The organism is Thalassotalea agariperforans, from assembly GCF_053470345.1.
In genome coordinates, this window is the sequence record NZ_JBQMWH010000016.1 from 43,323 (window position 1) to 69,481 (window position 26,159).

A 26,159-nucleotide genomic window follows, 5' to 3' on the forward strand; every position below is an offset into this window, starting at 1 on the left:
TTGAACTTATTTAGCGTCTAAATAACGCTCAGCATCTAAAGCTGCCATACAACCCGCACCGGCTGAAGTGATCGCTTGACGATAAATGTGATCAGCAACATCACCCGCCGCAAAAACACCTTCAATGCTTGTTTGTGTTGCATTACCAGCCGTACCGCTTTGAATGGTTAAGTAACCATCTTTCATATCTAGTTGACCTTTGAAAATATCGGTATTCGGTTTATGGCCAATAGCAATAAAACAGCCCATAACCGCAATTTCTTCAGTTGCATCAGATTTAGTATCTTTAACACGAACGCCAGTTACGCCCATATTGTCACCTAATACTTCATCTAAGGTACGATCGGTATGTAAAACAATATTGCCGTTTTTAACTTTTTCCATTAAGCGGTCAGTTAATATTTTTTCTGAGCGGAAAGTATCACGACGATGAATTAAATGTACTTCAGAAGCAATGTTTGATAAATAAAGTGCTTCTTCAACAGCAGTATTACCACCACCAACAACAGCAACTTTTTGATTACGATAGAAAAAACCGTCACAAGTTGCACAAGCTGAAACACCTTTACCCATAAATGCTTCTTCAGACGGCAAGCCTAAATATTGAGCAGATGCACCAGTACAAATAATAAGAGCATCGCAAGTATATTCACCACTGCCACCTTTGAGTTTAAAAGGGCGAGTTTTTAAATCAACTTCATCAATATGATCAAAGATGATTTCAGTATCAAATTTTTCTGCATGCTTTTGCATACGTTCCATTAATGCCGGACCGGTTAAGTCATCAGCATCACCAGGCCAGTTTTCAACTTCAGTTGTTGTGGTTAATTGACCACCTTGTTGCATACCTGTGATCATTACTGGTTTAAGGTTTGCGCGTGCTGCGTAAACTGCCGCTGTATACCCTGCAGGGCCTGAGCCTAAAATTAATAATTGGCAATGTCTTGCTTCGCTCATGTATAACTCCGTTGAAAATGTCTGATGAAATATCAATGTCTTGATATATTGATTGTGATTCTATGTAATAAACTCAAGTAGGTAAATTGGTTTTTATATAATTTAATCGTTTGCCATAGATGATTACTGCCTAGTAAATATTATTTAATCACTTGTTTGAAAATAAACATAAATATTATGACTGATAACTGAGCGATTTATGCTCTGAAATCAATCATTAAAATTAATTTAATAGGGCAATACCGGCATCAACATATTCTAACGATAAATGCTCAGCTACTTGTTGGTTCGTAATTTGACCGTCAAACACATTCAAGCCTTTCAATAAATTTACATTTTCTAATAATGCCTGTTGGTAACCTTTATTTGCTATTTCAATAATAAATGGCAAGGTTGCGTTATTTAATGCCATAGTTGCTGTTTTAGGAACGGCTCCTGGCATATTGGCAACACAATAATGCACAACGCCATCAACTAGGTAAGTTGGGTCAGCATGAGTGGTAGGCTTAGACGTTTCAAAACAGCCACCTTGGTCAATGGCAACATCGACAATTGCCGAGCCTTTTTTCATGCGCTGAATATGAGATTTATTCACTAATTTGGGCGCAGCTGCGCCAGGGATAAGCACAGAGCCAATTACTAAGTCGGCTTTGGTAACGTAATAGTCAATCGCTTCAGTCGTTGAGTATATGGTTTGTACCTGATGACCGAGTAAATCTTCAAGCCGTTTTAAAGAATTAATATTTCTATCTAACACCGTAACATCTGCCCCTAAACCTATTGCCATACTCGCGGCATTAGTGCCTACAATGCCACCACCAATGATCACTACATTGGCAGCAGCAACACCAGGCACGCCACCTAATAAAATACCGGCACCATGATTCACTTTTTCCAAAGCTTGAGCTCCGGCTTGAATGGCCATTCTACCGGCAACAGCCGACATAGGAGCCAACAAGGGTAAACCACCATTATTATCACTGACAGTTTCATAAGCTAAACATACTGCTTGGCTTGTCATTAAGGCTTTAGTTAAGGTTAAATTAGGGGCGAGATGTAAATAGGTAAATAAAATTTGCCCCGGTTTGAGCAGTAAACATTCGTCTAAATTAGGCTCTTTCACCTTAACAATAAATTCAGCTTGGGCGAAAATATCACAAGCTTGATGGACAATAGTCGCGCCAGCGGCTTGATAATCTTGATCACTAAAGCCAATACCTAACCCAGCATTAGTTTCCACAAGAATTTGATGATTAAAGGTAATTAACTCTCTGACACTGGTTGGTGTTAAACCTACTCTATGCTCTTGAATTTTAGTTTCTTTTGGAACACCTATGATCATAAATAGTCCTTTTATCTTAACTAACCTAATTATAGGCGGGCTAATCAATTTAGCTGCAAAATTTAAGAAATACTTGTACTAACGGCAAATGATCAAAAAATTATGGGTAAAATACCGTCAAAATAAGATTTTGTGACAATAAATAATCGTTATTTCATTCACTCAAGGCGAATTGTTTGTTATTTTATGCCAGTTAATAAATATTCTCCCTTTTTTATATAAATGGTAACCACTTTGTCGTCTTCAGAAATATCACCAGAATCTCCCAAACTTAATGGTGTTCAACGCCTTTTAGAAGCTGGGCTACTTGTTAGCTCAATTGTTGCTATGTTTATCATGGTAGCATTATTCAGTTTTGATCAAGCCGATCCTGGCTGGGCACAAACGGGTTATCAAACGCCGGTAAAAAACTTAGGCGGCTCAGTAGGGGCATATTTATCTGATTTACTACTAAACCTCTTTGGGATCGTTGCTTATAGCTTACCATTTGCGATTGCCTTAACCGGTTGGCTTTTGTTTCAGCGTTTTTATCGTTTAATGCAAATTGATTATCTAACCTTAGGTTTAAAAATTGTTGGCTTTATCATGTTATATATTGGTATATCTGCTATTGCCAGCATGAATTTTGACGATATTTTCTACTTTTCTGCTGGTGGCATTATTGGAGACTTTTTAAGCCAAAGTTTGATCCCATATTTGTCTTTTGTTGGCACCACACTTATTTATTTGATGTTTGTTTTTGTTGGTTTTGTTTTATTAACCGGCATTTCATTATTATTAATTATTGATCTTATTGGAATGTATACCATTAAGGCGGTTCAGCAGTTAGCGCTTTTACCTCATATAATTAAAAGTAAATTTGGTACACGTGAAATTAACGTGAAATCAGCCAATAAAAACATCAGCACTAAAACCGCGAACTTAACGGAAGAAACGGCTGCCGAGGTTGAAGAAACTAAGTCATTAAATGCCAGCACTAAGCAACAAACTATTGCTGATGATGAAGAGCAGGTAAGAGAAGCTTTTGAACATATGCATCAGCCAACGGTTGATGACAGCCTCGACGATGATAATGTTTCAATTAACTTTTCAGCCCTTGATGATATGGGCGATGACTTTCACGAACCCTTTGTTGCCATTGATGATTTAATTGAAGGTGAATTAAAAGTTAATGTGCAAGAGCATGTCAGCAACGAAGAAATTAATGCGGCTTTTGAACATGTTGAACCTATTGCGATTAAAACTAAACCTAATGCGCCTGTAAGCAATAATTCAACTGACTTAACGAATACTTTACCGTCATTAGAATTATTAGATCGCCCCAACAAAACAGAAAACCCAATTACACAAGAAGAGCTAGAGCAAGTTAGCCGTTTAGTAGAAGAAAAGTTACTGGAGTATGGCGTTAAAGTTGAAGTGGTCGGGGTTTACCCAGGCCCGGTAATTACCCGTTTTGAATTAGATTTAGCCCCAGGTATTAAAGCCAGTAAAATTACTGGTTTGTCATCGGATTTAGCACGTTCACTGTCTGCTAAAAGTGTTCGTGTGGTTGAAGTTATTGAAGGTAAGTCAGTTATTGGCATTGAATTACCGAATAAACACCGAGAGACAGTATTTTTTGCCTCAGTGTTATCAAACACTAAATTTATGCAATCTAAATCACCATTAACAATGGCAATAGGCAGTGATATTTCTGGCGACCCAGTTATTACCGATTTAGCTAAAATGCCACATTTATTAGTGGCTGGTACTACTGGCTCAGGTAAATCTGTAGCGATTAATACCATGATTGTCAGTATTTTATATAAATCATCGCCAGCTGATGTTCGTATGATCATGATAGATCCAAAACAAGTTGAGTTATCTGTGTACGAGGGCATCCCACACTTGTTATCACCGGTTGTAACCGACATGAAAGAAGCGGCTAATGCGCTACGTTGGTGTGTTGGTGAAATGGAGCGCCGTTATCAATTAATGTCAAAGCTTGGTGTTCGTAATTTAAAAGGCTATAACGAAAAAGTGACTAAAGCGGCCGCCAACGGGGAACCGATTGTTGATCCACTATGGGATATCACCCAGAGTATGGAAACACAGCCTCCGGTTTTAGAAAAGTTACCGTCGATTGTTATTATCGTTGATGAATTTGCCGATATGATGATGATTGTTGGTAAAAAAGTTGAAGAGCTGATTGCGCGTATTGCGCAAAAAGCACGTGCCGCCGGTATCCACCTTATTCTAGCAACACAACGCCCATCAGCTGATGTTATTACTGGTTTGATCAAAGCGAATATTCCAACGCGGATGGCGTTAAGAGTACAATCTCGGATTGAATCACGCATTATTTTAGATCAACAAGGTGCAGAACAATTATTAGGTATGGGTGATATGTTTTATTTAGCCCCAGGTGAAGCTGTACCTATTCGTGTTCATGGTGCTTTTGTTGATGATCACGAAGTGCATGCTGTTGTTGATGATTGGAAAATGCGCGCTGAACCTGATTACCTTGACGAAATTTTAACAGGCGAAGGTGAGGGTGATATTTTATTACCCGGTGAGCAAGCCGAAGCTGATGCAGAAAATGAAGTTGATACTTTATATGATGAAGCTTTAGCCTTTGTAACTGAAACGCGTCGTGTCTCTATTTCAAGTATTCAACGTAAATTTAGAATTGGCTATAACCGCTCAGCTCGTATTGTTGAAGATATGGAAGCACAGGGAGTGGTTAGTCGACCGGGCTCTAACGGTGCTCGTGAAGTACTAGCACCACCACCCGTTAAAAATTTCGATTAATTAATTTTTTTACATAACGTTTAGGAAGTTTATGCGTTTATTATCTCGTTCAGTATTGTTATTAACCTTACCTGTTTGCTTTTTTGCAAGTGCAGATGGTGTTGCCGCAAAAAAATCCTTAATGGCGAAGCTTCAAAACATCCACCATTTCTCGGCAAATTTTAGCCAACAAGTATTTGATAACGACAACAAGCTTATTCAACAAGGCTCAGGCACAATTGTAGTGAGTAAGCCCAACAAAGTTCATTGGCAAACTCTTGAACCAGAAGAGTCGTTAATTGTTTCTGATGGCACTACCTTATGGTTATATGACCCATTTATAGAACAAGCCAGTGCTTTTTCGTTAGCAAAGTCGGTGGTTAATACCCCAATATTATTATTAACTAATGAATCAGCTGAAGTATGGAATAAATATCAGGTCAATTACCAAGACAGTAATTCACAAAATCAAGATGTTTATGAAATCCAATCGATTGATGAACAAAGCCAAGTAAAGTCTTTAGTGGTTAGTTTTCAAGGAGAAAAAATTGAAAGCTTGCTAATTCATGATGCTACAGGCCAAAAAAGTGAAATCACTTTAACAGATAACAATTATCAAGCGGTGCCTAGTAGTGAATTATTTAACTTTAGCGTACCTGAAGGTGTGTATTTAGATGACCAACGTTAACGGTTCATTTGAATTCGATCAACAAATAACCCATGCTTTTCAGCCGTTAGCGGCTATTTTACGACCGCAAAATTTAGCCGAGTATATTGGCCAGCAACATATTTTAAAAGCTGGCTCTCCTTTAGCTAAAGCAATTGAGCAAGGGCATTGCCACTCGCTTATTTTTTGGGGACCACCCGGTACAGGTAAAACAACGCTTGCTGAAATTATTGCTAAACATGCAAATGCTGAAATTGAACGGGTATCGGCGGTAACCTCTGGCATCAAAGAAATCAGACAAGCGATTGATAATGCTAAAAATAACGCGATACATCGTCAACGCAGAACGGTTTTATTTGTTGATGAGGTACATCGTTTTAATAAAAGCCAGCAAGATGCATTTTTACCGCATATAGAAGACGGTACCATTGTTTTTATTGGTGCAACTACTGAAAACCCCGCCTTTGAACTCAACCAAGCGATCTTATCAAGAGCACGGGTTTATTCTCTAAAAAAATTAACCGAAGATGATCTACAAGAAGTGCTGAATCGTGCTTGTGAACATATAAAATCACAAGAAAATTATCAGGTTACATTAGATCAAAAAGCTAGCCAGCAATTAATTGCATTAGCTGATGGTGATGCCAGACGCTTATTAAACCTATTAGAAAACTGTCTAGATATGACGGAAGTTGAGGTTAAGGAGCAACAAGCAGGCAAAACTATTTATTTTGAACAAGTTGTGCAAGTTGCTGGCGATAAAATTGCTTTGTACGACAAAGGTGGTGATGCGTTTTATGATCTGATCAGTGCTTTTCATAAATCGGTGCGTGGCTCTGATCCAGACGCGGCTTTATACTGGTACGCACGGATAATTACCGCTGGTGGTGATCCTTTATATGTTGCACGAAGATTGCTCGCGATTGCCTCAGAAGATATCGGTAATGCCGATCCACGCGCTTTACAATTAGGCTTAAATGCTTGGGATACGTTTCATCGAGTAGGGCCATCCGAAGGTGAAAGAGCAATCGCACAAGCAGCGGTTTATATGGCCTTAGCACCCAAAAGCAATGCTGTTTATATGGCTTTTTCTGATGCTAAAGCACTAGCTAAAGCAACTTCTGGCATGGATGTTCCATTACATTTAAAAAATGCGACTAGCAGTTTAACTCAGTCAATGGGGCATGGTGCCGAGTATCGATATGCTCATAATGAACCTGGAGCCTATGCTGCCGGAGAATGTTATTTACCTGAAGCGATTGCCGATACCCAATTATATCACCCAAGTGATCGTGGCTTAGAGAAACAACTGCAAGATAAACTAACATATTTACAACAACTTAATAGGCAAAGTAATGACCAGCGGTATAAGTAACTTAACTCTTTATTCTATGGTGGCTTTAGGCGGCGCATTTGGTGCAAGTTTACGTTTTTTTGTTTATCAAGTGATGATTAACTGGCTTGGCAAAGGCTTTCCGTACGCCACCTTAACGGTCAATGTTACCGGCTCATTAATTATGGGTGTATTGTATGCGCTAATTGAGCAAGGGGTTATTGAAGTGAGTGTTTATCGCTCATTAATCGGCATTGGCTTTTTAGGCGCTTTTACTACTTTTTCAACTTTTTCTTTAGACTCTTTGTTGTTATTGCAACAAGGAGAGATATTTAAGGCAATAAGCAATATCTTTCTTAATGTTGGTTTGTGTATAATGTCCGCCGCTTTAGGGATGTTTATGGTGAGTATGTTAAATAAATAACCTCTTACAACCAAAAACAACATTCATATTTATAAAATTCGAAGCGCGTAAGTTTGCCTAATTAACTTACGTGATAACCCGTTAACCCATAGACATAGATAACACGTGATAAAAAATGCTTGATTCAAAATTACTTAGAAACGATATAGAAGAAACGGCAACACAATTAGCCAAACGTGGCTTTACGTTAGATACCGCCAAGCTTATTGCTTTAGAAGAGCAACGCAAAGCTATTCAAGTAAAAACGCAAGATTTACAAGGTGAGCGTAATTCGCGTTCAAAATCCATTGGACAAGCAAAAGCACGTGGTGAAGATATACAACCGTTATTAGATGCGGTAAGTGAACTTGGTGATCAACTCGATGCTGCTAAAGAAGAACAAAACCAAGTATTAGCAGAAATTGAAGCTATTGCTTCAACAATCCCTAATTTAGTGGATGAGTCAGTACCCGCAGGCGAAAGTGAAGACGATAACGTAGAAGTACGTCGCTGGGGCACACCAAGAACTTTTGACTTTGAAGTTAAAGATCATGTTGATGTAGCTGTAGCATTAAACAAAGGCTTAGATTTTGAAGCGGGCGCTAAATTAACGGGCACACGTTTTGTTGTTATGCGTGGTCAAATAGCTAAGTTACACCGTGCGTTATCACAATTTATGTTAGATGTGCATTCAGAAGAGCATGGCTATCAAGAAATGTATGTGCCTTATATTGTTAATCATGACTCTTTGTATGGTACTGGCCAATTACCTAAATTTGGTGAAGATTTATTTCATACAGATTTAGGTACTAAAACTTTTTCTTTGATCCCAACGGCAGAAGTTCCACTAACCAACTTAGTGCGCGATGAAATTGTTGATGGCGCACAACTACCGATAAAAATGGTCGCGCATACACCATGTTTCCGTAGTGAAGCGGGTTCATCAGGTCGTGATATTCGTGGTTTAATTCGTCAACATCAATTCGACAAAGTTGAAATGGTACAATTAGTTAAACCGGAAGAGTCATTTACCGCGCTTGATGAGTTAACCGGTCATGCAGAGAAAATTTTAGAAAAATTAGGCTTACCTTTCCGTACAGTCGTGTTATGTACTGGCGATATTGGCTTTAGTGCTACTAAAACTTTTGATATTGAAGTGTGGTTACCAGCGCAGAATACTTACCGCGAAATTTCATCATGTTCAAACATGGGTGACTTCCAAGCACGTAGAATGCAAGCACGTTTCCGCCGCGAAGGTGAGAAAAAGCCTGAATTACTTCATACCTTAAACGGTTCTGGTTTAGCGGTAGGTCGTACGCTAGTTGCCATTTTAGAAAACTATCAACAAGCAGATGGTAGTGTTGAAATTCCTGAAGTATTACGTCCATACATGAAAGGTTTAACGCATATTACGGCTTAATAAAGCGTAATTAACGTTTTCTAATAAAGTCCGATATTTAGGGGCTATTTATCTTTGTTTAATAATTCAGCTGAGAGATAAAATCGTTTTAATCAAGGCAGAAATTATGTCGTTTAGTCATCTAAACCAATAATTTTTAACGCCGAGTAAAGCGATTTTAGCCTCAGCCCACAGTGCATAGTGCATAGTGCAATGGCTATTTTTTGCGCTAGCTGCATTAGAATTTCACTCATTTGGAATAACCAAATAACACTCATTCTGCTTTGCTATCACTTAAAATAGCCTATTGCTGAAAATACAAACAAAGTTCAACAGACCCTAATAATAAATGTCGGATTTTTACTTTTTATTTGAATACTTTTGGTAAATGTCAGGTCTTTACAGATAATATTATAACTTTTTCCATAGGTGATGCTGTGTTTCGTCGTATTTTGATACATGCGCTTATTTTAATTATCGCTTTTAACCTCTTGTCATTTATTCGTGAAACCCGCATGTTGGCTGATGATGAGTTGCTCTCTAAAGCACCGCATCAATTAACCAGTTTAATGGCTGAAACTGTTAGCCTCACAGCACAAGATAAAACCACCGTTATCTATTTTTTTGCGCCTTGGTGTAAAATTTGTCATCTTAGTATTGAAAACTTGCAAACGATCTATTTACAAAATGAAAATATTGATGTGATTGCCGTGGCACTTGATTATAACAAGCAAGAAGAAGTCATTGAGTTTAGTAAGCAACATCAATTAACGTTTCCGATAGTATATGGTAACGATAAAGTTAAAGCTGACTTTAAAGTTTCAGCTTATCCAAGTTATTACGTGTTGAATAAAGACAATGAAATTATTGGAAAATCACTTGGTTATAGTACTGAATTAGGGTTATACCTAAGAACTCTTTAATTTTTTAGCAGGGAGTGTAAAGCGCTTCTGATCTGTACTGGCTTTGTGTAAACTGGTAACAAGTTAACACAAATAAATATGGATATATGCAAATATCAGCCAATTTTGATAGCGGAAATATAACCGTTATTAAAGCCAACCAGCCAGAAAATATTGAATTAGCAATAAACAATGACCATAACTCAGAATTTTTTCAATGGTTTCATTTTAAACTGCATAACAATCAACATGTGCCTCATGTTATTAACCTTGTAAATGCAGGGCAATCAGCTTATTTGCAGGGTTGGCCTGATTATCAAGCGGTTGCTTCTTACGATCGTCAATATTGGTTTCGTGTACCAACAAGTTTTGATGGTCAAACACTTACGATAAATTTCACGCCTGAATTTGACACAACTTACTTTGCTTATTTCGCACCATATAGTTATGAACGTCATCAAGATCTAATTCACACTGCACAATTAAACGAGCAATGCCAATTGCAAGTGTTAGGTCAAACTGTTGATGGTCGTGACATTTCATTACTTAAAATTGGCGAAGATGATAAAAACAAACCGGTTATTTGGCTTACTGCTAGACAACACCCTGGTGAAACTATGGCACAATGGTTTATTGAAGGTTTGTTGGAGCGTTTATTTGATGAAGATGATGGCATTGCCCGAAGCTTATTAAATAAAGCGGTATTTTATATTGTACCTAACATGAACCCTGATGGTAGTGTCCGTGGCCATTTAAGAACTAACGCAGTAGGCATTAATTTAAATCGTGAATGGCAAACACCATCACTTGAAAATAGCCCCGAAGTATTCTTTGTGCGAGAAAAAATGTTAGCCACAGGTGTTGATATGTTTCTTGATATTCATGGTGATGAAGCTATCCCATACAATTTTTTAGCCGGTTGTGAAGGTGTTCCATCTTATAGTGAAAAACAACAACAACTAGGGCAAAAGTTTAAAGCGATGTTACTGGCAGTAACACCTGAATTTCAAGTTGAACACGGCTATCCGGTTAATCCACCTGGTCAAGCTAACCTAACTATTGCCGCTAATTGGGTTGGTGAGCATTTTAGCTGTTTATCATATACCATTGAAATGCCGTTTAAAGACAACTTTTTGTTACCAGATCCACAAGTAGGTTGGTCTGATGAACGTAGTCGCATTTTTGGTAAAGATGTCTTAACCGCAATCCATCATGTTGTTGCTGATTTAACATGACAGGATAACAAGTAGCCATTGAAACAATATTAATATCTAAAATTATAATAAAAAATAGGAGCATGCTTTGTTAGCACTCGTCGACTCAATCAATAGCATTATTTGGAGCCAAGCCCTGATCTACCTGTGTTTAGGAGCCGGTATCTTTTTTAGCCTAGTTACGCGTTTTGTCCAAGTTCGCCATATTCGAGAAATGTTGCATTTATTGAAAAACGGTAAAAGCTCAGCCAAAGGTATTTCGTCATTTCAGGCATTAGCGGTGTCATTATCCGGCCGAGTGGGCACGGGTAATATTGCCGGTGTTGCTGCGGCAATTGGTTTTGGTGGCCCAGGAGCGGTTTTTTGGATGTGGGTTGTTGCTTTTTTAGGGGCTGCCACTGCTTATATCGAATCGACTAATGCGCAAATTTATAAAGAAGAATTTAATGGTCAATACCGTGGTGGGCCGGCTTATTATATTGAAAAGGTCATGGGGCAAAAATGGTATGCTTGGTTATTTGCCTTGGCCACTATTCTAGCTTGTGGCATGTTATTACCAACAGTGCAATCAAACAGTATTGGGAATGCCATTGAAATTGCTTTTGGTGCAGGCCAAATGGTTAACACCGGTATGGGACAATTTAGTTCTGCCAAAATTATTACTGCGATCACCATTGTAATTTTATTAGGTTTTATTATTTTTGGTGGGGTAAAACGGATCGCACATTTTACCCAAGTGGTTGTGCCGTTTATGGCATTTGCTTATATTTTAGTGGCCTTAGCTATTATTGCCTTAAACCTTAATAAAGTTGCTGATATTTTTGTGCTTATTTTCTCTGATGCTTTCACCCCTATGGCTGGATTTGGTGCTGCAATAGGTTGGGGCGTAAAACGTGGGATTTATTCAAATGAAGCAGGACAAGGTACGGGGCCTCATGCTGCCGCTGCCGCTGAAGTTGAACACCCAGCACAACAAGGTTTAGTACAAGCATTTTCAGTTTATATTGATACGTTATTTATTTGTACTGCCACTGCCATCATGATTTTATTAACTGATTCTTATAATGTTATCAGTGCCATTCCTAATGAATTTTTAATCCAGCACCTTAGTGATAACCCCGATCCGAATGGCCCCGCATTTACACAAATTGCCGTTGACAGTGTATTGCTAGGTGTTGGCAAACCGTTTATTGCTTTTGCGCTGTTTTTCTTTTCTTTTACCACTTTATTAGCGTATTACTACATTGCTGAAAATAATGTCGCTTATATTCAGCGTACGTTTAATATCCCGTCATTAACCTTTTTCTTGAAGGTGGCGATCATGGTGGCGGTATTTTATGGCACCATCAAACACGCCAATTTAGCTTGGGGACTAGGGGATATTGGTGTTGGCTTAATGGCTTGGCTAAATATAATTGCCATTATCATTATTTTCTTTATTGCGAAACCTGCGGTTATTGCTTTAAGAGATTATGAAAGTCAGAAAAATGCCAAAGTTGATAATTACAGCTTTGATCCGAAAAAACTTGGCATTAACGGCGCTGATTTTTGGCAAAATCGTATAGATAAAAACTAAAAACCTGAAGTGATAAAGCTATCGATTATTTTTTGATAAAATATTCAATTAAAACGTCCGCAAGGGCGTTTTTTTTAGGTAGAATACTGCCAAGGTTTTTTAAGGTGATTGTAATGGCCGTTATTAGTTGTCCAAATTGTAAAAAGAAGATTTCAGATAAAGCAAAAACATGCTCACACTGTTCATTAGACTTGGTTGATCTAGACGCAGATAAACTCCGCTCTATTAACCATCAAAATACCATCAAAAAGTCACAAGCTATCATGACGCATTCTTTTATTGCGATGTTACTTTTTTGTGGCGGTTTTTTATTTTTGTATTGGTCTAATGCACAGGCAGGTACTTGGCAGTATGTTAGTGCAATAAGCGCTACCGTCATTGGCTTTGTGCTTTATATTGTTACCCGTATTCGTCTGATCATTTTAAAAAAAAGCAGTAAAACATAATGGATATTATTCAATTAGTCGAAAACTTATCTGATGACATGTATCAACGTTTAAAACATGCCGCTGAAACAGGGCGTTGGCCTGAAGGGACACCTGTTGATCAAGCACAGCGAGATTCCGCTTTACAAATTGTCATGGCTTATCAAGCTAAACGCTTAAACTCAGATCAAAATATGACAATTGGCGCTGATGGCCAAATCGTGCAAAAAACTAAACGTGAGTTAAAAGCACAGTTTACTAATGCCAGTCACAATGAACTCGATAACAGCACCTCAGATGCTAATAATTCTAATAACATAGCTAGGTTTTCCAATTTATGATTTTTTCTAATTTTTTTAAAGCAAAATGGCAACATAAAGACGCAAATGTGCGACTTGACGCCATTGCTAATGAATTAAGCCTTGATGAGCAAGGTGATCGTGACATTTTACAAACACTTGCTAAAGAAGATAAAAACGATAATGTGAGAAAAGCTGCATTATTAAAATTAAATGATTTATCCTTATATCAAGAGATCTTACAAAATAATAACGACGCTCAACAAAGTTTTGCCCAAAAACAAATAGAGCTTTGTATTTTAAAAAATAATGCCGTTATCGATAGCAATACCAAACAGCAATTAACCGAATTATTTCCAAAATCATTTTTAGACACTTGGTTATTAGCCGAAACCGACATTGAAATTACCAAACGCTTATATCAAAAAATAGCTAAGCCCCAGTTAGCCGTTTCTTTATTTAGTAAAAAACAAGATGCTGAATTTCAATTGTTTTTATTAAATGACACACAAGATATTGCTTTATTAGAGAAATTATCGAAAAAAACCACTGTTGAACAAGTTCAACAAACAATCAATAAACGCATTGCCGATATTATTACCGCACAGGAAAAACCGGTGCAATTGGCAAAGTCGGTTCAGTTAACCTTATCAAAACTTTTAGCGTTAAAAGACAGCACGATTGCTTACGATAAGTTATTAGCAAAACGCACAACGTTAGAAAACGAGTGGCAAACGTATTGCGCTGACTTTTCTTGTTTAACAACTGAGCAGCAAACTACGTTTGAGCAGAAATATAGCACTATTAATCAGCAATTAGATAAACTGTTTGCGCCCAAAGCAGAGCTTTACCAACAAGCGCAAATAGAAAAACAACTGCAAGCAGAAAAAGACCAAGCAAGACAAGGTTTTAAATTACAAATCAGCCAATTAGAGCAAACTTTAGCTAATGCGGTATTTGAAAACAATGACCTCACCGGTACTGAATTTGAAACGCAATTAAATCAATTACCAGCTCAAATTAAAAACTCAGTATTAAATCAGCAAGAACAAAGTGATTTTTTAGCTAACATTGAGTTATTACAGAAAAAGTTACAACAATTACCCGTTATCGCGCAATCAGTAACCGATGCTACCCATTTAATTTCTAAAATATCGCAATTAACGTTGCCAACAACTATTGAAGAAGTGAATGAACGTGCAGCCATTTTTAATACTTGGCAAAAGCAATGGCAACAAGTTGAAAAACAAAGTATAGGTACCTTACCTGATTCATTAAAAACAGCTAAACAACAGATAGTTAAACAATGGCAGTCTGGTTTATCCCCGTTTTATGCCGAACAAAAAAACTTATTAAATCAAGCAAGAAAGAACGTTGCTGATTTAAACCGTTTGATCGCTAGCGGTAAATTTAACCCTTGTTTTGGTATTTATAAAAAGTTTAAAGCCACCTTTATTTTGTTATCGGAAAGTCAGCAAGCCAAGTTGCAGCGTGACTTTGATAACTTAACGGAAAAAATGGCCGAGTTAGCTGATTGGGAACATTATATTGCCACCCCGCGTAAACAAGAATTACTTGATCAAATCAAAGCCTTGGTAACAACACCATTAGATAACCCTAATGATCAAGCGAATAAAGTTAAAGCTTACCGTAAACAATGGAATTCATTGGGTCATGCCGATGATGATATTGAAAAATCATTAAATGATGAATTTAACCAAGCTTGTGAAGAAGCTTTTGCGCCATGCCGACAATTTTACGCTGAGCAGGAAAAAATCCGCGACCAGCATGCACAAGTGAGACAATCGATCATTGCCGAAGTTGAGCAACTTAACACAAGTTTAACAAGCACCCCAGCAGATGCAATTGATCATAAAGCTCTTGAAGGGCAGTTAAATAAGCTAAATAAAGCCTGGCGTGATGCTGGAGAAGTTGACCGAGCACAATATCAGCGTTTACAAAAACAATATAATCAGGCATTAACGCCAATAAAAAACGTTATTCATCAATTTCATCATGATAACGCTAAGTTAAAACAAGCATTAATTGTTAAAGCCAAAGCCTGTTTAACAAACGAGGATATTTTTGCCGCGGTTAATGAAGTTAAACAATTACAAAGCCAATGGCGTGAACTTGGTTATGCTGGACCAAAACAAGAGTCAAGTTTATGGCAAACATTTAGACAAACGAACGACGCTATTTTTGCTAAACGAGATGAAAATAAACAAGCTCAATCAGCTGCGCAAGCTGAAATGAAAAAAAGCTTTGAAATTGAAATAAACAACCTTGCAAGTGAAATTGAAGGGCTGACAAAATTAGCTGAATTTAAAGAAGCCTTGAGTAAGGCGCAAGCGTTATTACAAACAATTATCAATAATAAGCCAGTGATTAAATCACTCGCGAATCAAGTTGATAAAATGATAGCCAGCCTTGAAAAATCAATTGCTGATTTACAAAAAAATAAAAGCAAACAAGTTTGGCAAAACCTTTTTGAATTGCTTAATCAGCTCTGCGAAAATAACACTAATGATGAGCTGACATCATTAGCCCAATATCAAAAGCTATCTAACTTTTGGCAGAAAAAGCTGGTTGATATTGCTAAAAGTAATAAAAAAGGTGATCGGTTATCTAAAACCTTAGTAATAGAAATTCTTGGAGGTATTGAATCACCACAGGAAGAGGCCGATCAGCGCTTAGCAATTCAAGTAAAGTTAATGCAAGAGCAAATGTTATCGGGTGGTAACGTTGATCTCCAAGCTTTATTTATTGAATGGTTGCAGCTAGGTGCACTAACACCAGACGATAAACCGCTATTAGCCCGTATTAAACCGCTATTTTGTTAATTATTAAGATAAACACGCTGCGCGGGTAGTTAACATACCCTGGCATGCAGCGTGTTTTATTTCGTTAATATGTTATTAATTGCTTTATCTAGATAATCACGCCATATAAAATAGCAAACAGATCACGTCAAATAATTTCATTAGTTTCGTTATTTTATAATGAAAAGCTAAATTAGATAAAAATAACACCGTTATTTATAATGAATTTATATTGGTAAGGCCACTTGACGGCTGATTTCACTCCGTTTATAATCCTTGAACAATAATTAAAGGTAGTAGTAGCATTTCTTAGGATCATATCCATACTCTTTGCTTTTAATTGACTATATTTATCTTATCGTTGCTTAACGATAAATTATCATGAGAATTTACGTATGATCTATATTATTATGGGTGTTAGCGGTTGCGGAAAGTCAACAATTGGTGCTCTTTTAGCTGAAAAATTAGCATTACCTTTTTATGATGCTGACGATTTTCATCCATCAACAAATATAGAAAAAATGGCGCAGGGTACGCCACTAACCGATGATGACCGTAAACCTTGGTTAACGTTATTAGCAGATCATATTAGCAACTGGCAAACTGATGGCGGTGCGGTTTTAGCTTGTTCTGCTTTAAAGCAAAGTTACCGTGATATCTTGTCATCAACAACTGAAAATAGTGTAAAGTTTGTTTACTTAAAAGGTGATAAAGCTGTTTTAGCTGCCCGTTTAACAAGTCGTGATAATCACTTTATGCCAGCAAACCTTTTAACCAGCCAGCTTGCGACCCTAGAGCCACCTGAAGATGCTATTACTGTTTTATTAGAAAAAACCGTTGAAGAAATCATTTCGGACATTTTAAAGGCAATTAAATAATGACTTATCCTATCCATTGTGTTGATACAGAAAAAACCATTTCCGATGATGATTTAAGAAAGATCATTGATAACTTTATTGCGCAAAAAGCGGCAAATGCCAAAAACATTTTAATTTTACCTCCGGATATTACCCGTTTTTATTCGAAAGCCGGTTTTATTACGAGTTACTTATATGAGCAATTAAAAGATCAAGCTGAAATTTATTTTCTACCGGCGTTAGGAACTCATGAGCCTATGCCTGATCACGAAATTGACGTGATGTTTGGTAAAGACATTCCAAAAGAATTATTCCTACCGCATTACTGGCGAACAGACGTTGTTAAGCTAGGTGAAATTACCAGTAAACGGATGATGGAGCTTTCTGATAATAAACTTGATTGCACAATGGAAGTTGGGGTTAACAAGTTATTGTTAGATACTAAATGGGATCTAATTATTTCTGTTGGTCAAATTGTTCCTCATGAAGTGATCGGTATGGCCAACTATACTAAAAACATTTTAGTTGGTACTGGTGGTGAAGATACCATTCATAAATCGCACTTTTTAGGCGCTGTTTATGGCATGGAACGTATTATGGGGCGCACCTATACCCCAGTAAGAAAAGCATTAAATGAAGGTTTTGATGAATTTTTACGTCATCTTCCTATTGAGTTTATTTTAACTGTGCTTGGTAAAAAAGATGATAAATTAGCACTGCAAGGTGTCTATTGTGGTAACCAAGATGAAACGTATGAAGAAGCCTGTAAATTAAGCCAACAACTGAATTTGAATTTACTTGATAAACCAATCAAAAAAGCGATTGTATTTCTTGAGCCGGCTGAATTCAAAACTACTTGGTTAGGTAATAAAGCCATTTATCGTACTCGTATGGCGATGGCTGATGATGGTGAATTAATAATTTTAGCGCCAGGCTTACACCGTTTTGGTGAAGATCTTGAAATAGATGGCTTGATCCGTAAATTTGGTTATAAAACAACAGATGAAACCTTAGAAGCAGTTAAAAACAATCCTGAGCTCTCAAGTAATTTATCAGCTGCAGCACATTTAATTCATGGTACGGCTGATGAACGCTTCAATGTTACTTATTGTCCTGGTGATGGCTTAACCAAAGAAGAAGTGGAATTGGTTAATTACCAATATTGTCATTTTGACGAAATGAACAAACGTTACCCGTTAGACAAGTTGAAAAATGGTTGGAATACCATGCCTGATGGCGAAGAAGTGTTTTATGTCAGTAATCCTGCGTTAGGTTTATGGGCAACAGAAGCAAAATTTAATGGTTAACAGAGTTAACCCTTTAATTGTGATCATAAGGTTGTAGATGGATATGACAGATAAATTAACAAACTTACATATTCATCTTGATATTGTTGGTGGCATAGCGGGTGATATGTTTATTGCTGCGATGTTGGATACGTTTGAACATATTCAACCTGATGTGATAGCGGCAACGGCACAAGTTTTACCTAAAGATGTTGGTCAGGCGAGATTAACAAAAGGTTTAAATTTAGGTATTAGTGGCTGCCGTTTTGCATTAGCAGAAAATTCAGCTTTAGTTAGCACAGCTAATCAAACAACTGCGAATGATCTACACAGACATCAGCATAATGATTTACATAATCATAATCATAGTCATGATCATAGTAACCATAATCATTCGCATGAACATCACCACCACGAATATGAACACCAGCACAGTCATGTCCGTCATTCACATGATCACCATGATACTCATGGCGGTGATAAATCACATGAGCACCAGCATAGCCATAGTGATGAAACCACTTATCAAGCCTTATGCCAGCGTTTATCTGCTAGCCCATTAGAGCAAAACGTTATCGCAATTGCGATTGAACTATTAACCATTATTGGTAAAGCCGAAGCAAAAATTCATGCAAAAACGTTAGCCGATGTCCATTTTCATGAATTGGCTGACTGGGACTCCTTAATGGATGTTGTTGCCAGTGCCGTGATCTTAGATGCTTTATCAGGAAGTACCTGGAGTATTTCTAAATTACCGCTTGGTGGTGGCTTAGTACAAACACAACATGGCTTAATTCCAGTACCAGCACCAGCCACCGCTGAAATATTAACCGGCTTTAGTTTTATTAATGATGGTATACAAGGGGAAAGAATTACCCCAACTGGTGCAGCCATTTTACGTTATTTAAAAAATAACCAGTTGTTAACTTCACAACCACAAGGTGAGTTATCAGCAACCGGTTATGGTTTAGGCACTAAAGTTTTCCCGAATATGCCGAATATTCTACGTGCTATGTCTTTTGATATTAATACGGTAAAAAACAAGCAACAAGCAACAATAGTAGTTATTGAATTTGATATTGATGATATGACGGGCGAAGAACTTGCTTTATCACTTGATTTATTAAGAGCTGAGCAAGGCGTAGTTGATATTGTTGTTCAAAACGCCCGAGGTAAAAAAAATCGTTCGGTAGAGCTTATTCGCATTTTGGCATCAAGCCAATATTATCAAGCCATAATTCAAGCGTGCTTTCTGCAAACCTCAACTATTGGTTTACGTTATCGTTTTGAATCAAGAGAATTTTTAACTAGAGAGCATCATCAATTGGATCTGCAAGCTTATAAAAGTGTTAAACGTCCTGATGGTGAAACCACAATAAAAATTGAACATGATCAATTAGTCAATGTAACAACGTTAAAAGAGCGTCGGCAAATTAAAACTCAAGTTGAGTCATCATTAGAAGGTAAGGCCTGATGGATACCAATAAAATTGAGCAGCTTATTGCTTATTTTAATCAATTTGAGCAGTTTTCTATTGCCGTAAGTGGTGGTGTTGACAGCATGTTACTTGCTTATGTTGCTCATCAATTTTCTACGGCGCAAGTCACTATGGTTCATGCTAATTCGCCGGCAGTACCAGAGTCAGCACTGCAACGAGTAAAAGCGCACGCTGAACGCTATCAATGGCAGTTAAAAATTATTAATGCGCGCGAGTTTAATGATGAAAATTACTTAAACAATCCCGTCAATAGGTGCTATTTCTGTAAGAGTAATCTATATACTCGTGTTGCTGAGCATAGCCCAGGTATTATATTTTCGGGTACTAATTTAGATGACCTTGGTGATGTTAGGCCGGGGCTTGCTGCCGCTAAAGAGCAAAATGTTAAACACCCGTATGTTGAGGTTGGGATCAGTAAAACCGATATTTATGCCATGGCGAGCTTTTATCAATTAGAACAACTGCAGTCTTTACCGGCACAACCTTGTTTAGCCAGCCGAGTAGAAACCGGTATAAAAATTAATGCCGAGGATATGGCGTTTATTGATTATGTTGAAGAAAAGGTTAGGCAAGTATTACCAAAATTAAAAAATGTTCGCTGTCGAATTTCACATCAAGGTATTTCGGTTGAGCTTGATAATTTACCTGAAGCTAAACTATTCGCCCAATTATCTGAACGTTTAACCCGTTATTGTGCAAAACAAGGCCGAGTATTTTCAGGTATGAAGTTATACCAAAAAGGCTCTGCTTTTCTCAATGGTGTTAGCCATGGATAATTTTATTTGGGACAAAGATAGGCAGTCGCGCACCGGCATTGCAGAAGCGGTATTTTGTAGCAATAAAAGTGATGCGGACCTTAACGATATTGTTGCTTATAACCTCGATAATAAAACATCTATTTTATTAACGCGTTTAACTTCAGAACAATGGCAAGCTTTACCGAGCGAGTATCAACAGCAATTAGATTATGATGAGCTCTCTAAAACGGCAATACTTAGCCCCGTTCAACGTTCGATTAAACAAGGTGATATTTGTATCGTCACCGCTGGTACTTCCGATTTAGCGGTTGCCGCAGAAGTTCAACGCACGTTAACTTTTAATGGTTATCAAGCGCCTATTTATGCTGATGTTGGTGTCGCGGGTTTATGGCGATTGATGGAAAAGCTCGAAACTATTCAACAATATAAAATTATTATTGCATTAGCAGGTATGGAAGGGGCACTGTTTAGTGTTTTGGCAGGATTGGTACAAGCGCCTATTATTGCCGTGCCAACCTCTGTCGGTTATGGTGTTTCATCTGGAGGAAAAGCCGCTCTAGACAGCGCTCTAGCCGCATGTGCGCCAGGAATATTAACAATGAATATTGATAATGGCTTTGGTGCCGCCACTGCTGCTATTAAAATTTTAAATCAATTTAACAAATAATAAGTGAATAACTATGGTTGAACTTACCGGTGAGCAAAGTATTGTCAGCATGATTTTTTTTGGCATGATGTTTGGTGTTTTACATGCTTTTGATGCCGACCATGTCGTATCAATGGCTAGTTTTGTTGATCAAAAATCAAAAACCAAAAATGTGTTAAAGTATGCTGCTAAATGGGGATTTGGCCACGGCGGTATTTTATTGGTATTAGCGGCATTCTTAGTTTTTATTGGCTATCAATTACCGCATTGGTTTGTTTATTATGCTGAAGTATTTGTTGGTGTCGTTTTAATCTACTTAGGGGTAAGATTATGGCGTATGGTGTCTAAACAAGGACATGACATCAAAAACCAAAGCCATGAACACACACCTTTATTTATTGGCATGTTACATGGAGTTGCAGGTAGTGCCCCCATTTTAGCTTTATTACCGAATATGGCTGAGTCACAGTTTTTATTGCATATTGGCTTATTTTCAGCCGGTTGTTTGTTAGGTATGTTTTGCTTTGGTTTAGCTTTAGCCTTGTTTCAAGGGCAACTTAAAAACCTGCGCAGCGAAATTTCCAATGGTTTTACTCGCTTATTAAGTTTAAGCACTATAGGCTTAGGCACGTTTTGGCTATTTAATTAACGATCAAAGCGCATTTATTTGTAACTGATTTGTTTTTTATTCAGTGCAAGTAAGTTGATAGATTAAGTTAATATAAAATACAACGAATTAATTGGTCAGGCCGATATACTATTCATCGATTAAAAGATAATATTTTACTTAAGTTAGCATACGATATTTTGTCATAAGATGATAAAATAGCTGAACAGTAAATATTTTTCCAAAAAATTCTTATTTTGAGTAATGCAAATTATTCAAAAATTAAATATACAAGTTAGATTAAGTACACGTAAGGAATGTTAAATGAAAAGTAAGTCAGATATAGGTTTAGTTGGTTTAGCTGTTATGGGTGAGAATTTAATTCTCAATATGGAGTCTAAAGGCTTTACCGTAACGGCATACAACAGAAGTTATTCTAAAGTAGAAAAATTTATTGCTGGCCGTGCAGCTGGTAAAAATATTCGTGGTGCTGATAGCATCCAAAGCCTTGTTGAATCATTAGAAACACCACGTAAAGTGATGTTAATGGTTAAAGCTGGCCAAGCTGTAGATGACTTTATTGAACAACTAATTCCTTATCTTGATAAAGGCGACATCATCATTGATGGTGGTAATACACATTACCCAGACACCAACAGAAGAACTGAATATTTAGCGTCTAAAGGGCTTTTATTTGTTGGTTCTGGTGTTTCAGGTGGTGAAGAAGGTGCTTTAAATGGTCCTTCAATCATGCCAGGCGGTGCTAAAGAAGCATGGCCATTTGTTAAAGATATTTTCCAATCAATTTCTGCAAAAGTTGCTGATGAAAATGGCAACGAAGTTGTTCCATGTTGTGATTGGGTTGGTGATGCGGGTGCTGGTCACTTTGTTAAAATGGTTCACAACGGTATTGAATACGGCGATATGCAATTAATTTGTGAAGCGTATCAATTAATGAAAGTTGTTTTAGGCTTAGACTCTGACGAAATTCAAAAAGTATTTGCTCACTGGAACACAACTGAATTAGACAGCTACTTAATTGATATCACCAAAGATATTTTTGCTTACAAAGATGAAAACGGTGAAGCACTAGTAGAACAAATTTTAGATACAGCTGGTCAAAAAGGTACGGGTAAATGGACAGGTGTTACCGCACTTGATTTAGGTGTACCGTTAACGTTAATTGCTGATTCAGTATTTGCTCGTTGTATTTCTGCGAAAAAAGAACAACGTGTTGCTGCTTCTAAAGTTATTTCTGGTCCAGAAATTAACTTTACTGGTGATAAAGCTGAATTTATTGAAAACTTAAGACAAGCAGTATTAGCAGCTAAAATTGTTTCTTATGCTCAAGGTTATATGTTAATGCAAGAAGCTGCGAAAGAATTTGGTTGGGAATTAAACTACGGTGCTATTGCTTTAATGTGGCGTGGTGGTTGTATCATCCGTTCAGCATTCTTAGGCAAAATCAAAGAAGCTTACGATGCTGATCCTGAGTTAGAAAACTTATTATTAACGCCTTATTTCCGTGATACGGTTGCAGGTTCTCAAGCAGGTTGGAGAAACGTTATTGGTACTGCTGTTGCCAACGGTATTCCAGTACCTTGTTTAAGCTCTGCGTTAACTTACTTTGACGGCTTTAGAACAGCACGTTTACCAGCTAACTTATTACAAGCGCAACGTGATTATTTTGGTGCGCACACTTATGAGCGTACTGATAAGCCACGTGGTGAGTTCTTCCACACCAACTGGACTGGTCGTGGCGGTGATACAGCATCAACAACTTATGATGTGTAATTTAGTGTTGTTATAAGTATCATTAAATTGTCATTAAATCCGAATATAAAGGATAAGATTTTGTATTCGGATTTTCTCTATAGCACAAATTATAAAGATTTATACATAGGATAAACATGACCACTCAATTAGAAAAATTACGTAGTTTAACTACCGTTGTTGCCGATACGGGTGACATTGCAGAAATTAAAAAGTTTGCGCCACAAGACGCAACAACTAACCCAAGTTTATTATTAAAAGCGGCTGATATTCCTGAATATCAACCATTAATTGAAGATGCTGTTGCTTGGGCAAAAAGCCAATCGAATGATCTAGACCAACAAATTATTGATGCTGGTGATAAATTATCAGTTAATATTGGTTTAGAAATTTTAAAATCAGTTCCTGGCCGTATTTCAACAGAAGTTGATGCTCGTTTATCTTACGACCAAAATGCTTCTTTAGAAAAAGCACGTAAATTAATCAAATTATACAACGATGCTGGTATCAGCAACGATCGTGTATTGATCAAATTAGCTTCTACTTGGGAAGGTATTCGTGCAGCTGCGACGTTAGAAAAAGAAGGCATTAACTGTAACTTAACTTTGTTATTTAGTTTTGCTCAAGCACGTGCATGTGCTGAAGCGGGTGTTTATTTAATTTCACCGTTTGTTGGTCGTATTCTTGACTGGTACAAAAAATCAACAGGCAAAGACAGCTATTTACCTGCTGAAGATCCAGGTGTAATTTCTGTAACTGAAATTTACAACTACTACAAAGAACACGGCTATAACACTGTTGTAATGGGCGCAAGCTTCCGTAATGTTGATGAAATTTTAGAACTTGCTGGTTGTGATCGTTTAACAATTGGCCCAGGTTTATTAGAGCAATTAGCTGCTTCAACTGGCGATGTACCAGTAAAACTTAACTATACTGGTGAAGTTAAAGCACAACCTGAAGCATTAACAGAGGCACAGTTCCGTTGGGATCATAGCCAAGATGCAATGGCTGTTGAAAAATTAGCTGAAGGTATTCGTAACTTTGCGATTGACCAAGACAAGCTAGAAGTGATGCTTAAAGCACAATTACAAGCTTAATTTTTTATCTATTATTGCTTTAATAACAATTAGGTAAAATAGCTAAAAATTAAAAAGCCTTCAGTTAAATATAACTGAAGGCTTTTTTGTTGCTGCAGTTAACGCATATTTATACGGATTGTATTATAACGCTTTCACCTTGCTTACAACGTTCTCAACGGTAAAACCGAAGTGTTTGTATAAATCGCCACCTGGTGCTGACTCACCAAACGTTGACATACCAACCACATCACCAGCAAAACCGACATATTTCGCCCAGTAATCAACATGTGCTGCTTCAATCGCGACACGTTTTGTCACTGATGCAGGTAATACACTTTCTTTGTAAACTGCATCTTGGGCATCAAAAGTATCCGTTGAAGGCATAGACACTACGTTTACTTTCACGCCATCAGCCGCTAATGCTTTGGCTGAATCAACCGCTAAACCAACTTCTGAGCCGGTTGCAATTAAAATCACTTCAGGTGTTTGACCACAATCAACTAAAATGTAAGCACCTTTGGCAATGTTAGCTACTTGCGCGTCAGTTCGTGCTTGAGCTGCTAAGCCTTGACGAGAAAATACTAACGACGTTGGGCCTTTTCTGCGTTCAATCGCCGCTTTCCAAGCCACGACAGATTCAGTGGCATCAGCAGGGCGCCACGTTGACATATTAGGTGTCATACGTAAGTTAGCTAATTGCTCAACCGGTTGATGGGTTGGGCCATCTTCCCCTTGACCAATGGAGTCATGGGTATAAACAAATACGTTTTGAATACCCATTAACGCAGACATACGTACCGCATTACGTGCATATTCCATAAACATCATGAAAGTAGCGCCGTAGTTAATAAAACCACCGTGCAATGAAATACCGTTCATGATACCGCTCATACCAAATTCACGAACACCGTAAAAAATGTAGTTACCGGCAGCGTCGTCTTGAATACCTTTAGAGCCTGACCATAAGGTTAAGTTAGAACCCGCTAAATCCGCTGAGCCACCTAACATTTCTGGTAATAATGGACCAAACGCTTCAATGGTATTTTGTGATGCTTTACGAGAGGCAATGCTTTCCGCTTTGGCTTGTGTTTCATAAACTAACTTTTCAGCGGCTGCTGAGAAGCCTGCTGGTAAATCTTTATCGATAACACGACGTTTAAATTCAGCGGCTAATTCAGGGTAAGCTTGCGCATACGCGTCAAACTTAGCTTGCCACTGTGCTTCAATAGCTGCGCCTTTTTCTTTAGCATCCCAACCGGCTTGTACATCTTCAGGAATAACAAAAGGAGCATGTGGCCAGTTTAAAAACTCACGTGCTGCCGCAATTTCATCATCACCTAATGGTGCGCCGTGACAATCATGGCTGCCTGATTTATTAGGTGAGCCAAAACCAATAATGGTTTTACAACAAATCATGGTCGGTTTGTCAGTAACAGACTTTGCTTCTTCAATGGCTGCAGCAATGGCTTCTGGGTTATGACCATCAACATCGGCAATCACATGCCAGCCGTATGAGGCAAAACGTGCTGGTACGTTTTCAGTAAACC

The 26,159-nt window shown here is 37.7% G+C and carries 23 protein-coding genes; 19 read left to right on the forward strand and 4 right to left on the reverse strand.

Annotated elements, in window-relative coordinates:
* Positions 1-6: 6 nt before the first annotated feature.
* The gene (gene trxB, locus ACSLUO_RS15725) at positions 7-957 is read right to left on the reverse strand and encodes a thioredoxin-disulfide reductase (protein ID WP_448249940.1); all 951 of its coding nucleotides are present in this window, start codon (positions 955-957) and stop codon (positions 7-9) included.
* 223 nt (positions 958-1,180) lie between these two features.
* On the reverse strand, positions 1,181-2,299 hold the full coding sequence (gene ald, locus ACSLUO_RS15730; protein ID WP_448249941.1) for an alanine dehydrogenase: 1,119 nt from the start codon (positions 2,297-2,299) through the stop codon (positions 1,181-1,183).
* A 222-nt stretch (positions 2,300-2,521) separates the two neighbouring features.
* Here ald and ACSLUO_RS15735 point away from each other — a divergent pair, with 222 nt between their 5' ends.
* From ACSLUO_RS15735 to serS, 5 genes are all read left to right on the forward strand, one after another.
* Positions 2,522-5,089, forward strand: coding sequence for a DNA translocase FtsK (locus ACSLUO_RS15735; protein ID WP_448249943.1), 2,568 nt, complete (start codon positions 2,522-2,524; stop codon positions 5,087-5,089).
* Between the two features lie 31 nt (positions 5,090-5,120).
* Complete coding sequence (gene lolA / locus ACSLUO_RS15740) at positions 5,121-5,756, forward strand: outer membrane lipoprotein periplasmic chaperone LolA (protein ID WP_448249945.1); 636 nt, start codon at positions 5,121-5,123, stop codon at positions 5,754-5,756.
* A complete protein-coding gene (locus ACSLUO_RS15745) occupies positions 5,743-7,110 on the forward strand; it encodes a replication-associated recombination protein A (RefSeq protein ID WP_448249947.1) in 1,368 nt (455 codons plus the stop codon). Before lolA ends, ACSLUO_RS15745 begins: the two co-directional genes overlap by 14 nt.
* Positions 7,091-7,492, forward strand: coding sequence for a fluoride efflux transporter CrcB (gene crcB, locus ACSLUO_RS15750; protein ID WP_448249949.1), 402 nt, complete (start codon positions 7,091-7,093; stop codon positions 7,490-7,492). The genes ACSLUO_RS15745 and crcB overlap by 20 nt, the downstream gene beginning before the upstream one ends.
* Positions 7,493-7,607: 115 nt before the next feature.
* A complete protein-coding gene (gene serS, locus ACSLUO_RS15755; RefSeq protein ID WP_448249951.1) occupies positions 7,608-8,891 on the forward strand; it encodes a serine--tRNA ligase in 1,284 nt (427 codons plus the stop codon).
* 113 nt (positions 8,892-9,004) lie between these two features.
* On the opposite strand, the gene ACSLUO_RS15760 is transcribed toward serS, so the two are convergent.
* Positions 9,005-9,148: a hypothetical protein gene (locus ACSLUO_RS15760; protein WP_448249953.1), complete on the reverse strand. Its 144-nt coding sequence runs from the start codon at positions 9,146-9,148 to the stop codon at positions 9,005-9,007.
* 159 nt (positions 9,149-9,307) lie between these two features.
* Here ACSLUO_RS15760 and ACSLUO_RS15765 point away from each other — a divergent pair, with 159 nt between their 5' ends.
* The 14 genes from ACSLUO_RS15765 to tal all read left to right on the forward strand — a co-directional run bounded on the left by ACSLUO_RS15765 (position 9,308) and on the right by tal (position 24,630).
* Entirely contained in the window at positions 9,308-9,793 is a 486-nt protein-coding gene (locus ACSLUO_RS15765; protein WP_448249955.1) for a TlpA disulfide reductase family protein, read from the forward strand.
* An 86-nt stretch (positions 9,794-9,879) separates the two neighbouring features.
* A complete protein-coding gene (locus ACSLUO_RS15770) occupies positions 9,880-11,007 on the forward strand; it encodes a M14 family metallopeptidase (protein WP_448249957.1) in 1,128 nt (375 codons plus the stop codon).
* A 67-nt stretch (positions 11,008-11,074) separates the two neighbouring features.
* Positions 11,075-12,562, forward strand: coding sequence for an alanine/glycine:cation symporter family protein (locus ACSLUO_RS15775; RefSeq protein WP_448249959.1), 1,488 nt, complete (start codon positions 11,075-11,077; stop codon positions 12,560-12,562).
* A gap of 113 nt (positions 12,563-12,675) precedes the next feature.
* Entirely contained in the window at positions 12,676-13,008 is a 333-nt protein-coding gene (locus tag ACSLUO_RS15780) for a zinc ribbon domain-containing protein (protein WP_448249961.1), read from the forward strand.
* Complete coding sequence (locus ACSLUO_RS15785; protein ID WP_448249963.1) at positions 13,008-13,328, forward strand: YeaC family protein; 321 nt, start codon at positions 13,008-13,010, stop codon at positions 13,326-13,328. The genes ACSLUO_RS15780 and ACSLUO_RS15785 overlap by 1 nt, the downstream gene beginning before the upstream one ends.
* Entirely contained in the window at positions 13,325-16,129 is a 2,805-nt protein-coding gene (locus ACSLUO_RS15790; protein WP_448249965.1) for a DUF349 domain-containing protein, read from the forward strand. The genes ACSLUO_RS15785 and ACSLUO_RS15790 overlap by 4 nt, the downstream gene beginning before the upstream one ends.
* A 374-nt stretch (positions 16,130-16,503) precedes the next feature.
* The gene (locus ACSLUO_RS15795) at positions 16,504-16,986 is read left to right on the forward strand and encodes a gluconokinase (RefSeq protein WP_448249967.1); all 483 of its coding nucleotides are present in this window, start codon (positions 16,504-16,506) and stop codon (positions 16,984-16,986) included.
* Positions 16,986-18,272, forward strand: a complete 1,287-nt coding sequence (locus tag ACSLUO_RS15800; RefSeq protein ID WP_448249969.1) for a nickel-dependent putative hexonate epimerase — start codon at positions 16,986-16,988, stop codon at positions 18,270-18,272. Before ACSLUO_RS15795 ends, ACSLUO_RS15800 begins: the two co-directional genes overlap by 1 nt.
* Positions 18,273-18,315: 43 nt before the next feature.
* Positions 18,316-19,725, forward strand: a complete 1,410-nt coding sequence (larC, locus tag ACSLUO_RS15805) for a nickel pincer cofactor biosynthesis protein LarC (protein WP_448249971.1) — start codon at positions 18,316-18,318, stop codon at positions 19,723-19,725.
* On the forward strand, positions 19,725-20,525 hold the full coding sequence (gene larE / locus ACSLUO_RS15810; RefSeq protein WP_448249973.1) for an ATP-dependent sacrificial sulfur transferase LarE: 801 nt from the start codon (positions 19,725-19,727) through the stop codon (positions 20,523-20,525). Before larC ends, larE begins: the two co-directional genes overlap by 1 nt.
* Positions 20,518-21,174 carry a nickel pincer cofactor biosynthesis protein LarB gene (larB, locus tag ACSLUO_RS15815; protein ID WP_448249975.1) on the forward strand — a complete coding sequence of 219 codons (657 nt, stop codon included), beginning with the start codon at positions 20,518-20,520 and terminating at the stop codon, positions 21,172-21,174. Before larE ends, larB begins: the two co-directional genes overlap by 8 nt.
* A gap of 13 nt (positions 21,175-21,187) precedes the next feature.
* Positions 21,188-21,802 (forward strand): hypothetical protein, encoded by a 615-nt coding sequence (locus tag ACSLUO_RS15820; protein WP_448249976.1) that lies wholly within the window; start codon positions 21,188-21,190, stop codon positions 21,800-21,802.
* A gap of 282 nt (positions 21,803-22,084) precedes the next feature.
* On the forward strand, positions 22,085-23,554 hold the full coding sequence (gene gnd, locus ACSLUO_RS15825; RefSeq protein ID WP_448249978.1) for a decarboxylating NADP(+)-dependent phosphogluconate dehydrogenase: 1,470 nt from the start codon (positions 22,085-22,087) through the stop codon (positions 23,552-23,554).
* Positions 23,555-23,670: 116 nt separating this feature from the next.
* Positions 23,671-24,630 (forward strand): transaldolase, encoded by a 960-nt coding sequence (gene tal / locus ACSLUO_RS15830; protein WP_448249980.1) that lies wholly within the window; start codon positions 23,671-23,673, stop codon positions 24,628-24,630.
* Positions 24,631-24,753: 123 nt separating this feature from the next.
* Here the strand turns inward: tal and ACSLUO_RS15835 are convergent.
* The coding region (locus ACSLUO_RS15835) for a transketolase family protein (RefSeq protein WP_448249982.1) at positions 24,754-26,159 on the reverse strand (1,406 nt) is incomplete at its 5' end.